Origin of the sequence: Phyllobacterium sp. CL33Tsu, assembly GCF_900113985.1 — a bacterium.
Taxonomy (GTDB): Bacteria; Pseudomonadota; Alphaproteobacteria; order Rhizobiales; family Rhizobiaceae; genus Phyllobacterium; species Phyllobacterium pellucidum.
In genome coordinates this window covers 1,856,920-1,868,697 of the sequence record NZ_FORJ01000001.1, presented here as the reverse complement: position 1 = coordinate 1,868,697, position 11,778 = coordinate 1,856,920, and the positions used below count along the sequence as shown (strand labels likewise).

Here is an 11,778-nt window from a genome sequence, read left to right as displayed (position 1 = left end):
CAACCCTTAGTGAAGAATCCTGCCACGTCTGTCAAACCATAATCTCCCGCGACCCCTGATTTAGCGCCAGGCCGTCGAAATTCAAACCCGTATCAACCTTGCGAACATATCGATTTCATCTCGCGGGGTTAGAGTTACGACATCCAGTTTAAAGGGTATCCGACCGGTGTGGGCCATCATCCCGATCTCGTGAAAAAATGTCTGGGGCGTAAAAACCCAACAATGACAATCAACGTAATCGTTGACGGATTGCATCGCCTTATCAATTGCGTAGTCTAGCGTATGTACAAGCTTTCCCTCACGCTCGTGCCACCGAAAACTATCAAAAACTTGTGTTGGTGATGGCCTGGTCTGTTTCTGGATAAACGCACCGTAGAAGTCCTTTTCTTCTGAAACGGACCGCCTGCTGTCGAAGGTCTTCTCCTTGTTTGGAATGATGAGTGACAGCACACCTCCCTGCCTCAACACATCCCCAACGTCACACAGCCAAGAAATAATATCGGGCACGTGCTCGATGACATGCGATGCAATCACGTAATCAAATCTGAGGTTGTTTGGCACGACGCGCGCAAGTGGTCCTCCATCGGTTATAAAATCAACATCAACAATGTTTTGTACGTTCACTGTTGGGGTATGTTGATGGTTTCGCCTCAGATTATCTGTCGAGCAATAGTCAGCGTAATACACTTTTCCCACAGAACGCAGCGCACATGGATTGTCCAATGCGCCAATCTCCAGCCCAATTCCCGTCGCCTGGTCGATCTTCTCGAATAATTGTTCCGGTCTCGATAAAACCCGTTCGACAAGCATGTCCCCTCCAAAAGCGCATTAGATTTCGGCTTCGACTACAATGCACGTTGAATACAACTTTAAGTTATCATAGACGTTGGCGATTCCGACAGGCAAACTAGGGGAAAATTTAGGTGTTGCAATTAGAAAGAGCGGAGACGGTAATCTGCGGCACATGCCTCCCTGCAAGCGTCTATCTGTGGGATCGTTTTCAACCAGCCCTAGAGACGGGACTTGCATGAATGAGTGTTGAGCTTAGGAAAGAGCGTCAAATATCGGTAGTCGACAAATATCGTGGAGCACTCGACTGTGTCAGCCCCGCTTCATTTTGGCCCGTCGACCATCTCGTCCGCGAATCTGCGTGGAAAGAACATGCGCCATTTGCGTTTTGGCTCGTGGAATCCCACGAACCTCGCACATTTGTGGAACTGGGAACGCACGGTGGCTTTTCTTATTTCGCCTTTTGCCAAGCGATTAAAAAATTGGCCCTCGAGACAAAGTGCTCTGCAATTGATACTTGGACAGGAGATGAACACTCTGGTCTTTATGAGGATGACGTTTTTGATACGGTCAAATCCTATAACGAGCACTACTCCGGTTTTTCTAACCTGATCCGAATGACATTTGAGGAAGCACGAGACCAATTTGCTGATAGTTCTGTAGACCTGTTACATATCGATGGCCGTCACTTCTACGACGACGTTAAGAGCGACTTTGAATCCTGGCTCCCTAAATTGTCCGAGCGGGCAATCGTCCTTTTTCATGACACTGAGGTTCGATATCGCGGTTTCGGCGTTTTCAAATTATGGGAGGAAGTACGCGACTTGTACCCATCGTTCGAGTTTCAGCATGGCTACGGCTTGGGGGTCCTCGCCGTGGGACCCAAAATACCGAAAGCCGTTGCTCCTCTGTTCGAAGCTTCAAATTCACACGAAACAGTTGTCGCCATTCGATCGGCGTACGCTCGACTAGGTTCAACGATCAGCTTGGAGGCCAGAGATGCCACCCAGCAAGACGAACTCAGCCGGATAACCTCAGAAAACGATGCGCTTGGGAAGGCGCTCGGTGAACGTAACGAAGCAGTGAAAGGCCTCGTTTCAAACGCCGCCGCGCTTGAGCAAACGATAGCAAAATTACAATTCGACACAGCAAGGCAAGACGGCGAACTACGAGAATTACGGAATTCAACGTCTTGGAAACTGACGGCGCCTCTTAGATTTATCGGACGCCTGATCGGTCGCGGTTAGTGAAGCACTCTCATCGATAAGGCAACAAAGACTCTTGCCGCCGAGCTCGGTGACGCGGGTATCGCACGCGAACCTGGAAAGGCCGTACAAGCCTTCCTTGAAACGCGCGAGCCACCAGCTTCTGATTACAACAGGGCCGGCGAGCCTCGAAGATAACGATGGCAAGGTCAGACGCGGAGCATCGTCTTGATTGCCCGGCGTTCGTCCATGGCCTTGTAGCCTTCCGCGACATCGGCAAGGGGAAGCGTCAAGTCAAACACCTTGCCGGGATTGATCTTGCGGGTAAGCACGAGGTCCATCAGGTGCGGCAGGAAGCGGCGGACCGGGGCCGGGCCTCCGAGCATCCCGACCTGCGCGAAGAACAGCGACTGACCATCAAACTGCACGCCGTGCGGCACACCGACATAGCCGATCATCGAGCCGGGACGCGCGACCTGCAGCGCCTGGGTCATCGACTCCTGCGTGCCGACGCATTCAAGGACGGAGTCGGCGCCAACCTTTTTGGTTAGTTGCTTGATCCGCGCAATACCTTCCTCGCCGCGCTCCGATACAATGTCGGTCGCGCCATATTCGAGGGCGAGGTCCTGGCGCGTCTTGTGGCGGCTCATGATGATGATGCGACCGGCTTCCATCTGCTTTGCAGCCAGCACGCCCATCAATCCGACAGCACCGTCGCCGACGACCACCACCGTCGATTCCTGCTGCACGCGCGCCGCATCCGCGGCGTACCAGCCGGTTCCGAGTACATCCGAAACCGCGAGCAGGCTTGGGATCAGGTCTTCGTCCGGCTGCGTCTCGGTGGCGACGAGTGTGCCATCGGCAAGCGGGACGCGGGCATAGGGCGACTGCGCGCCAGTCATGAACTCGCGCTGCTCGCAGGATGACTGAAAGCCGAACCGGCAGTGCGGGCAGGTATTGTCGGAGATTACGAACGAGCCGACGACAAACTGGCCAGGCCTGACGGTCTTCACATCGCTACCGACCTCTACCACCACGCCGCAGTATTCATGGCCCATCGCCAGCGGCGCCGTCACCTCGTTGGCACCGCGATAGGGCCACAGGTCCGAACCGCAGACGCAGCTGGCCGACAACTTGATGACGGCGTCGGTGGGCTTTTCGATTTTGGGCTCGGGCCGTTCCTCGAAGCGAACGTCGCCCGGACCGTAGAGCATCGTTCCAAACATGACACGTCCTTTCGTCTACTCTTGTTCTGAGGGTACTCCATCACCATGCGAATGTCAGGCGAAAGCCTCTAAAGCAGGTGACTTGCCTAAACACGGCTGGCCCGCGGACTTTCACGGCGGGGGGCCATCGACACACCCCGCCTTTAAATTGCTTGCGTGGCGCGTGCGTCATCGATCTATCCGCGCCTGGTTCTGGGGTGAATAGCGTTCGCCGGTGATCGCGATACCGGAAAGCGCGTCATCGATGGCAGCAAGCTCGGCGGGGGAAAGCTTAATAGCGGCAGCGCCGAGATTCTCCTCAACACGGGTCAGCTTTGTCGTGCCTGGAATGGGCACGATCCAGGGCGCTTGCGAAAGCACCCAGGCAAGCGCGAGCTGGGCTGGCGTCACCTTCTTTTCGCGGGCGATTTTGGCAAACGCCTCGGCAAAGGCGTGATTTGCCGCAAGATTGTCAGGTGCAAAACGCGGCACCGTGCTGCGGAAATCGTCTTTCCCGAATGTCGTGTCCTTGGCAACAGTGCCGGTCAGGAAGCCCTTGCCGAGGGGGCTGAACGGCACAAAGCCAATGCCCAGCTCTTCCAGAACCGGAAGTATCTGATCCTCGGGCTCACGCCACCACAGTGAATACTCGCTCTGCAGCGCCGCAACCGGCAGAACGGCATGCGCGCGGCGGATGTTTTTGACACCCGCTTCCGACAGACCAAAATGAAGAACCTTGCCTTCCGCGATTAGTTCCTTGACCGTTCCGGCGACGTCCTCCATGGGCACATTGGGATCGACGCGGTGCTGATAGAGTAGGTCAATGCGGTCGGTTCTCAGGCGCTTGAGCGATCCTTCGACGGCCGCGCGAATGTGCTGGGGCTGGCTGTTCATCGCACCGCCCCAAGCAATGTCGAAACCGAACTTCGTAGCGAGGACGACCTGATCGCGGATGGGGACCAACGCTTCCCCTACAACGTCTTCGTTTTTGTAGGGGCCGTAGACTTCAGCCGTGTCGAAGAAGGTGATGCCGCGCTCAAAGGCTCCGCGGATCAGCGTAACGGCTTCAGGCAACGCCAGCGGCGCACCGTATGACTGGCTGATGCCCATGCAGCCAAGACCGATCGCCGAAACCTCAAGGCCGCTTTTTCCCAAAATCCGCTTTTGCATGTTTCTATCCTTCTTGCTTGTTGTCTGAGCCACTGAACACAATGACCTTGCTCATTGCGGCGCGCCCTTGCCCGCGCCGTATTCCTCGTCGGTAACGTGTTGCAGCCAGTCGACGGCCTTGCCATCCAGAGATTCCTGAACAGCGATGTGGGTCATCGCAGTATCGGGGGCCGCGCCGTGCCAGTGCTTTTCGCCGGGGGCGAAGCGCACGACATCGCCAGGGCGGATGTCTTCGATCGGCCCGCCTTCGCGCTGGACACGCCCGTATCCGGCGGTGACGATCAGCATCTGGCCGAGTGGATGGGTGTGCCACGCGGTGCGGGCGCCGGGCTCGAACGTTACGGCATTGGCTGCAGCCCTTGAGGGGTCTGCGACAGCGAAGAGCGGGTCCACGCGCACCGTGCCCGTGAACCAGTCGCTTGGTCCTTTGGCAGAGGGCTGCGTTCCGGCGCGGATGATTTCCATGATTGACTCCTTGCGCCGGGGAAGGTGATCCCAACGCTTCACAGCCAAAATAGACCTCACAGTATTTTTCAACTAGATGATATTATCTGCATGTCCTTATGAATGAGATTCAGTAATGCAGAAGCCTGATTTCAACGACCTTATCGCGTTCAGGGCAATTGCGCGCGAAGGCAGCTTTACGCGGGCGGCGGCGCAACTCGGCCTGTCGCCGTCGGCCCTCAGCCACACCATTCGCCGTCTCGAGACAGTGCTTGATGTGCGCCTGCTGGCCCGGACCACGAGAAGCGTGGCCCTTACCGACGCGGGCGAGCGTTTGCTGCATGAAATAGGCCATCACTTCGATGATATCGACCGTGCGGTCGAAACGCTGATGGCCACGCGCGACAGGCCGACGGGCACGCTGCGCATCAATGCGGGCGAGCATGCCGTCCGCTCCGTCCTGTGGCCGAAGCTCGACCGCTTTCTGCGCCACTACCCCGACATCAAGGTCGAAGTCGATATCGACAACGGCTATACCGACATCGTGGCGGGGCGGTACGACGCCGGTGTCCGGCTGGGGCAGGAAGTAGCCGCCGATATGATAGCAGTCCGAATCGGCCCCGACTGGCGCATGGCGGTGGTGGCGGTGCCCGATTATTTCCGGGAGCATGGCGTGCCTAAATCACCGCACGACCTCACCCGGCACCGTTGCATCAACCTGAGACTGGCGACATATGGCGGCTTTTACGCCTGGGAGTTCGAGCGCGACGGGGAGCCGCTGAATGTCCGGGTGGACGGGCAGCTTGCATTTAACAGCAGCCTGCCGATATTGACGGCTGCCCTGGCCGGGCACGGACTAGCCTTCATTCCAGAAGACATGGCGGCCACCCATATCGCCGAGGGACGGCTGCAGCGCGTACTGCCCCAGTGGTGCGCGCCGTTCACGGGCTACCATCTCTACTACCCCTCGCGCAGGCAATCATCGCCGGCTTTCCAGCTGCTTCTGGACGCCCTCAGGTTCAAGCCTTGATAAAGAGGTATCGGAGTGGCAACTCCCCGGAACGTGCGCCGACTTGCCTCCAGGTCAACGGCGTATGCGAGGAGGAGCGCGTTTACCCTGAAATGTCGAAAGTGATGCTGTAGCGGCACGCTGCGACAGGCTGTGCCTCGCTCATGAAGACGACCTTGACCTGATACTGGCCCGACGGCGGCAACTTGCCTATGTATCCGTCGCCGATAGCCCTGGCTTCGACCACCGCACCATCGCTTTCGGGATCGTAGACGTTGAACGTGCAGCTCTCATTGTCGGACCTGAATGCGATCGACATTTCCTGGCCGGGCTTGGCCTCGATAATATAGGTGGTGGTTTCAGGCCCCCGTATATCGCCCGACATGGTCGTCGAGCGCATGCCAAGGCGAAATTTGACCAGGTAGGATTGGCTGTCGGCCAGTCCGCTGCCGGCGCAAGCAACACAGGCTGAGAATGCAAGAATGAACAATCGTATCTTCATGTTCGACTCATTCAAGCGAGAATGCAGCCATGCTAGCAGCTTTCCGTTAATGGAAAAGTGCTGCCCGGGCCCTGCCATCGGCAAAATACACTAAAAGATTGCCTTGCGTTGCGGCGCATCGGCAATGAGCCGCCTCGCTGCCCCAGACCCGTGGAACAAATTTTACCAGCCGCTGTTATGGATAGCCGGCGCTCGATGCCGGCTCGCAACGGAGGCACGGCCATGTTCGGGAAGTTATTCAACACCATCGCGAATAAGGTCGCGTTTGCCGCCGGCAAGCCGGTAACATTCATTCTTTGCTGCGTCGTGGTGGTCGTCTGGGGGATCAGCGGCCCTATATTCGGCTTTTCCGATACGTGGCAGCTCATTATCAATACAGGTACGACGATAATAACCTTCTTGATGGTGTTCCTCATTCAGAACACCCAAAACCGGGACGGCATCGCCATTCAGGCGAAGCTTGACGAACTCGTCCGGGTCACCGAGGCGAAAAATGCCTTTATCGGCATCGAGCACTTGACCGAAGACGAAGTCGAAAAATTCCGACGCCAATGCGAAGCTGCAGCCAAAAAGGCCGACAAGGAGCTCGAGGAACTCAAGAAAACCCAGGCCCAAAAGCGCTCGCAAGGCAAGACCGCAGCCAAGCCCGCAACTGGTCGCGCCCGTACCTCCCGGTCTGCCGCAGCGGCGCGCTGACGTTCCTTTTTATTGTGCAATGCAACCTATGATTTGTTGCATTGCAGCTATGCAAAACTGTCACTCCAAGTTCCTCACCGCCTTGCCTATATCACCGTCAACGATCGGAAAATGATCCAACAAACAAGAAGTTACATAGGTGAGTGAAATGAACTTGATCCGCTCTTACAATAACTGGCGCCGCTATCGTGACACCGTCACGGAACTGAGCCGCCTTTCTGCCCGCGAACTGAACGACCTTGGCATCTCCCGCGGCGATATCGCCTTCGTTGCCAAGCGCGCAGCTTCGGCTCGCTAATAGATTACGACTTGCGTCCGGAGCACTCCTCCTCCCAAGCTTCGGACGTATAAAGACCGGCACTCCTCCTCCCAGCCGGTCTTTACAAATAGCACCCACCGCTCCTCCCGCGGTGGGTGTTGTTTTTTGTGCCTCAGCATCTCCATCCCCAGATTGTTCGCTCGACGGTTTCCCTGTAACGCTCTGCCGACCATGAGGAGGCGAACATGACGGGCGGAATTCACCACATCACGCTGATTACCCGCAAGGTTCAGGCAAATGTCGACTTTTATGTCGGCTTCCTTGGGCTGCGGCTGGTCAAACAGACCGGCGGGTTCGAAGACGCGACCCAGTTGCATCTGCTGTATGGCGATGCGACCGGAACGCCCGGCTCGCTTATCACCTTCCTCGTCTGGGAAGACGGCTCGCCCGGCCGCGTCGGCTATGGTCAGCCCAGCGAAATCGCGCTTGCCATTGCACCGGAAAGCATCGGCTTCTGGCTGACCCGGGCCCTCCAGTTCAACATACCGACCTCGGGTCCGGCGCAGGAGTTTGGTGAACCCGTGCTGCGGCTCAAGGATCCCGATGGCGTTATCGTCAAGCTCGTCGGCACCGATGCTGTCGCTGCGGGCGATGCCTGGGCTATCGACGGGATACCCGCGCCTGACGCGATACGCCGAATCCGCGGCGCGACCATCCTCACCGAGGAGCCGCAAGCCACCCGCGCCTTTCTGGAAGATTATTTCGGCTACGCGGCGACGGGTGAAAGCGAAACGATCACGCGCATGGTGGCAGATAGTGGCGACTGCGTCGATGTCCGCGATGCTTCCGGTTTCTGGAGTTCGGCCCCCGGCACCGGCACGATCGACCATATTGCCTTTCGTTCCCCAGGCATTCCCGAAGTGACGCGCATATTCGATCGTCTCGTTGCAAGCGGCGCCGATGCGACGGCCATGCACGACCGCAAATATTTCTCTTCGATCTATGTGCGCGAGCCGGGCGGCTCGCTGTTGGAACTCGCGACCGACGGCCCGGGCATGTTGATCGACGAGCCGAAGGACGAGCTCGGCTCGACACTTTTCATTCCGCCGTATTTTGCGAAAGAGGCGCAGAACCTCAAAGTGATGCTGCCGCAGTTCAGCATGCCGAACGAGTGGCGGTTCATCTATCGCGAGCTACCCTTTGTGCACCGCGTCTACACGCCAGAAGAAGCCGGCGGCCCCACTCTTGTGCTCCTACACGGAACGGGCGGCAATGAGGCGAGCCTTATGCCGCTCGCAGCATTGGCGGCACCCCGTGCAACGCTGATGGGCGTACGCGGCCGCAGCACCGAAGAAGGTAGCGCGCGTTGGTTCCGGCGGTTTGCGCCGCTCACATTCGACCAGAAGGACATAGGCTTCGAGGCAGATGCCTTTGCTGCCTTTATCGAGGGCGCGGTCGAAGCCTATGGGCTGGACCTAACAACCACGGTCTTCCTCGGCTACTCGAATGGTGGAAATCTGCTTGCGGCGATGATGCAGCTGCGTCCCCATCTCGTGCGCAACGCAATACTCCTGCGGGCAACGAAAGTGCTCGATGAAACCCCGCAATCCGACCTTTCGGATGCGCGCATCCTGTTCGTCACCGGCGACCATGATCTCTTCGGCGCCCATGCGCCGGCACTGGAGGCGGAACTTCGGCAGGCCGGGGCCGATGTGACTTCATTGAGCGTGCCGGCCGGGCATGAAACCGGCGATCATGACATCGAGGTGATCCGCCAATGGCTGGTGGAAACGGAAACGGGGCAGAACTGATCTGCCCCGTTTTTGAAGTTTATACGAGAGGCTTGAGGCCCGCTTCGATCGATGCGCGTTTCGGTTCGAGGAAGGGCGGCAAGGACAGGCTCTCGCCGAGCGTTTCCATCGGTTCGTCCACTGCAAAGCCCGGCGTGTCCGTAGCGATCTCGAACAGGATACCGTTGGGCTCGCGGAAGTAGAGCGAGCGGAAGTAATAGCGTTCGACCTCGCCGCTTGACGGCATGCGGAAGCCCTTCAGCCGTTCGGTCCATTCATGCAGCGCTGCCACGTCGGGAACGCGGAACGCGACATGGTGAACCGCGCCCGCACCCTGCCGGGCGACGGCAAGATCCGGCTGCACGGCGACATGGAGTTCGGCGGCAGGACCGCCCTCGCCCATGGCAAAGACGTGGACATGCCCTACGCCGTCCGGCGATGCATAGTCGCTAACCTTGCGCATGTTCATCACATGCAAGAGAATCGCCTCGGTATTGGTGATGTCAGGCACGCTCAGCGTAATCGGCCCGAGGCCGCGTATCTGGTGTTCGGCCGGAACCGGGCTCTTCTCCCATGGATGCGACGGAGTGGCGCCGCCATCATTGACAAGGCGGAAACGTTGGCCTTCGCCATCCTCGAAATCGAGTGAATCATAGCCGCCGACGACAGCGATCTCGCCGGCCTTGACGCCGAGTTTGTCAAAACGCTCCTTCCACCAGGAAAGGCTTTCCTTGCTGCCGACACGCAAGCCGGTGCGTGCGATGCTGTGCGTGCCGCGCCGTTCCGGCCCGACAGGCCAATCGAAGAATGTGAGATCGGAGCCAGGCGTTGCCTCGCCGTCGGCGTAGAACAGGTGGTAAGCGCTGGTGTCGTCCTGGTTGACGGTCTTCTTGACGAGGCGAAGGCCGAGCGTCTGCGTATAGAAGCGCAGGTTTTCAGGTGCATTTGCGGTAATGGCAGTCAGGTGATGAATGCCTGTAAGTTGCAAGGTCATTGAAGCCTCCTGGATGATAATTGCGGCCCGTTTGCCGTTGGGCTGAATATCTGTCGTTGCCCTCACCTGATAAAGAGCCAATCTGCGCAACCCATGTTCGCCTGTATCGAACAAAAGCAATCAAATCGGCTTCCCTCGCAGCCGACTGTCCGATAAATTGCAACCATGAAATGGCGTTTCGACGATCTTCTCACCTTTCTCGACGTAATGGAAACGGGCAGCATCACTGCGACCGCCGCTCGCCTCAACCTGTCGAAATCCGTCGTCAGCAAACGTATCACCGAACTTGAAGGGGCTCTTGGCATCGAGTTGTTCCAGCGCTCGCCGCGCAAGCTTGTCGCATCCGGAAGTGCCCTGGATTTTGTCGAGCGTGTGCGGCCGCTGGTGCGAGAACTGATCGATGCAGCCGATCGGGTCGGTGAGCGGCACAGCGCCATCCGGGGGACGCTGCGCATCGCGGCGCCCATGACCTTCGGCACGCTCTATCTCGGGCGCATGATCGCCGATTTCGCCCGCCAGTACCCCGAACTTGAAGTGGCGGTGGAATTCGACGATCGCATGGTCGATCTCGGTCGCGGTGGTTTTGACGTCGGCATTCGCATCGGCATCTTGAAGGATTCGAGCCTTATTGCCCGCAAGCTCTGCACCGATTCGCGCGTCATCTGCTGCAGTCCGGATTTTGCGGCAGCCAACGGGTTGCCGAAATCCCTGGACGATCTCGGCAATTTCGCCTGCATCGACTATTCCAATGTAAATACCAGCCAGCTCTGGCAATTCGAAAACCCCGGCCAACCATCAGATCCGATTTCCGTGGCCATGCATGGGCGTATCGTTGCGAATAATGGTGAGGCGATGCGCGATATGGCGATTGCCGGGCTTGGTCTCGTCCTGCTGCCGATGTTCATTGCGGCCGAAGCGCTGCGTGCCGGCACGCTCATTCCGGTGCTGCCACAGGCAAAGCCCCTCCCTTACAGGATCCATGCCGTCTACCCGCCGACGCGTCATGTCTCGGCGAAGGTCCGCGCTTTCGTCGATCATCTGGTGCGCCATATCGGTGATCCGCCTATATGGCAGATGAGCGATGTTCTACGCCAGGAGCCCGCCTGAATTGGTCTCGGCTTGCGCGAATCACCTCTCGGGGTTTTTCCGCCGCCTTGGCGGCCTTGCCCGCCTTTCGTAGCCGGTTTCGCAAAAAACCCTGTAAACACTGGGTATAAACCAGCATTTTGGGCGCTATTGCTGATGACAGGGCGGGAATCGCATGCCATACAGACCCCTCCGATCAACGAATTTACTGAGGAAACCGCCAACATGAATACCTCCGATCTTGTAGAGAAGCTGGTTGCTGATCAGGGTCTTACAAAAGTTCAGTCCAAGGCGATTGTTGACAGCGTTCTTAAGGGTATCACCGATTCCGTCGTAGCTGGCGATGAAGTATCGCTGCCGGGCTTCGGCAAGTTCAAGGTTCAGTCGCGCGCTGCTCGCGAAGGCCGTAACCCTGCAACTGGCGCTACGATCAAAATCGCAGCTTCGAAGAAAGTCGCGTTCCAGCCTGCAAAGGCATTGAAGGACGCGCTGAACGGCTAATCCCGTTCACGATCGACTTCAAAAGGGCGGCGCGGTTGTGCCGCCTTTTTCATTTGTGGCAGCCTTGAGTAACGTTTCGTTCACCATAGATGCGCTCTCCTTGCCAACCGCCAAGCGTTTGCCATAAA

13 protein-coding genes are annotated in these 11,778 nt (G+C 57.8%); 7 read left to right on the top strand and 6 right to left on the bottom strand.

Annotation, left to right across the window (positions count from 1 at the left end):
- Positions 1 to 81: 81 nt before the first annotated feature.
- A complete protein-coding gene (locus BM074_RS09120; protein WP_091921200.1) occupies positions 82 to 810 on the bottom strand; it encodes a class I SAM-dependent methyltransferase in 729 nt (242 codons plus the stop codon).
- Positions 811 to 1,031: 221 nt separating this feature from the next.
- On the opposite strand from BM074_RS09120, the gene BM074_RS09115 reads away from it, so the two are divergent.
- Entirely contained in the window at positions 1,032 to 2,036 is a 1,005-nt protein-coding gene (locus tag BM074_RS09115) for a class I SAM-dependent methyltransferase (protein ID WP_091921198.1), read from the top strand.
- 167 nt (positions 2,037 to 2,203) lie between these two features.
- Here the strand turns inward: BM074_RS09115 and BM074_RS09110 are convergent, their stop codons facing one another.
- The 3 genes from BM074_RS09110 to BM074_RS09100 form a co-directional block, all read right to left on the bottom strand.
- Entirely contained in the window at positions 2,204 to 3,220 is a 1,017-nt protein-coding gene (locus BM074_RS09110; protein ID WP_091921196.1) for a zinc-dependent alcohol dehydrogenase family protein, read from the bottom strand.
- 168 nt (positions 3,221 to 3,388) lie between these two features.
- Positions 3,389 to 4,369: an aldo/keto reductase gene (locus BM074_RS09105; RefSeq protein WP_091921194.1), complete on the bottom strand. Its 981-nt coding sequence runs from the start codon at positions 4,367 to 4,369 to the stop codon at positions 3,389 to 3,391.
- A gap of 51 nt (positions 4,370 to 4,420) precedes the next feature.
- The gene (locus tag BM074_RS09100; protein ID WP_027231309.1) at positions 4,421 to 4,834 is read right to left on the bottom strand and encodes a (R)-mandelonitrile lyase; all 414 of its coding nucleotides are present in this window, start codon (positions 4,832 to 4,834) and stop codon (positions 4,421 to 4,423) included.
- A gap of 115 nt (positions 4,835 to 4,949) precedes the next feature.
- Here BM074_RS09100 and BM074_RS09095 point away from each other — a divergent pair, with 115 nt between their 5' ends.
- Positions 4,950 to 5,843, top strand: a complete 894-nt coding sequence (locus tag BM074_RS09095) for a LysR family transcriptional regulator (protein ID WP_091921193.1) — start codon at positions 4,950 to 4,952, stop codon at positions 5,841 to 5,843.
- A gap of 82 nt (positions 5,844 to 5,925) precedes the next feature.
- Here the strand turns inward: BM074_RS09095 and BM074_RS09090 are convergent, their stop codons facing one another.
- Positions 5,926 to 6,324 (bottom strand): hypothetical protein, encoded by a 399-nt coding sequence (locus tag BM074_RS09090; protein ID WP_139217641.1) that lies wholly within the window; start codon positions 6,322 to 6,324, stop codon positions 5,926 to 5,928.
- Between the two features lie 222 nt (positions 6,325 to 6,546).
- Here BM074_RS09090 and BM074_RS09085 point away from each other — a divergent pair, with 222 nt between their 5' ends.
- The 3 genes from BM074_RS09085 (at position 6,547) to BM074_RS09075 (ending at position 9,090) form a co-directional block, all read left to right on the top strand.
- The gene (locus BM074_RS09085; protein WP_091921583.1) at positions 6,547 to 7,020 is read left to right on the top strand and encodes a low affinity iron permease family protein; all 474 of its coding nucleotides are present in this window, start codon (positions 6,547 to 6,549) and stop codon (positions 7,018 to 7,020) included.
- A 148-nt stretch (positions 7,021 to 7,168) separates the two neighbouring features.
- Complete coding sequence (locus BM074_RS09080; protein ID WP_081815820.1) at positions 7,169 to 7,318, top strand: DUF1127 domain-containing protein; 150 nt, start codon at positions 7,169 to 7,171, stop codon at positions 7,316 to 7,318.
- A gap of 206 nt (positions 7,319 to 7,524) precedes the next feature.
- A complete protein-coding gene (locus BM074_RS09075) occupies positions 7,525 to 9,090 on the top strand; it encodes a VOC family protein (protein WP_091921189.1) in 1,566 nt (521 codons plus the stop codon).
- Between the two features lie 19 nt (positions 9,091 to 9,109).
- On the opposite strand, the gene BM074_RS09070 is transcribed toward BM074_RS09075, so the two are convergent.
- Entirely contained in the window at positions 9,110 to 10,063 is a 954-nt protein-coding gene (locus BM074_RS09070; RefSeq protein WP_091921581.1) for a ring-cleaving dioxygenase, read from the bottom strand.
- A gap of 165 nt (positions 10,064 to 10,228) precedes the next feature.
- On the opposite strand from BM074_RS09070, the gene BM074_RS09065 reads away from it, so the two are divergent.
- Complete coding sequence (locus BM074_RS09065; protein WP_091921188.1) at positions 10,229 to 11,170, top strand: LysR family transcriptional regulator; 942 nt, start codon at positions 10,229 to 10,231, stop codon at positions 11,168 to 11,170.
- Between the two features lie 204 nt (positions 11,171 to 11,374).
- The gene (locus BM074_RS09060; protein ID WP_027231303.1) at positions 11,375 to 11,650 is read left to right on the top strand and encodes an HU family DNA-binding protein; all 276 of its coding nucleotides are present in this window, start codon (positions 11,375 to 11,377) and stop codon (positions 11,648 to 11,650) included.
- Positions 11,651 to 11,778 lie beyond the last annotated feature (128 nt).

Bases quoted from the DNA above. Each gene is read 5' to 3' on its own strand.
- BM074_RS09095 (WP_091921193.1), top strand. From the start codon at position 4,950: ATGCAGAAGCCTGATTTCAACGACCTTATCGCGTTCAGGGCAATTGCG.
- BM074_RS09120 (WP_091921200.1), bottom strand. From the start codon at position 810: ATGCTTGTCGAACGGGTTTTATCGAGACCGGAACAATTATTCGAGAAG.
- BM074_RS09065 (WP_091921188.1), top strand. From the start codon at position 10,229: ATGAAATGGCGTTTCGACGATCTTCTCACCTTTCTCGACGTAATGGAA.
- BM074_RS09075 (WP_091921189.1), top strand. From the start codon at position 7,525: ATGACGGGCGGAATTCACCACATCACGCTGATTACCCGCAAGGTTCAG.
- BM074_RS09090 (WP_139217641.1), bottom strand. From the start codon at position 6,324: ATGAAGATACGATTGTTCATTCTTGCATTCTCAGCCTGTGTTGCTTGC.
- BM074_RS09060 (WP_027231303.1), top strand. From the start codon at position 11,375: ATGAATACCTCCGATCTTGTAGAGAAGCTGGTTGCTGATCAGGGTCTT.
- BM074_RS09080 (WP_081815820.1), top strand. From the start codon at position 7,169: ATGAACTTGATCCGCTCTTACAATAACTGGCGCCGCTATCGTGACACC.
- BM074_RS09115 (WP_091921198.1), top strand. From the start codon at position 1,032: ATGAGTGTTGAGCTTAGGAAAGAGCGTCAAATATCGGTAGTCGACAAA.
- BM074_RS09070 (WP_091921581.1), bottom strand. From the start codon at position 10,063: ATGACCTTGCAACTTACAGGCATTCATCACCTGACTGCCATTACCGCA.
- BM074_RS09110 (WP_091921196.1), bottom strand. From the start codon at position 3,220: ATGTTTGGAACGATGCTCTACGGTCCGGGCGACGTTCGCTTCGAGGAA.
- BM074_RS09100 (WP_027231309.1), bottom strand. From the start codon at position 4,834: ATGGAAATCATCCGCGCCGGAACGCAGCCCTCTGCCAAAGGACCAAGC.
- BM074_RS09105 (WP_091921194.1), bottom strand. From the start codon at position 4,369: ATGCAAAAGCGGATTTTGGGAAAAAGCGGCCTTGAGGTTTCGGCGATC.
- BM074_RS09085 (WP_091921583.1), top strand. From the start codon at position 6,547: ATGTTCGGGAAGTTATTCAACACCATCGCGAATAAGGTCGCGTTTGCC.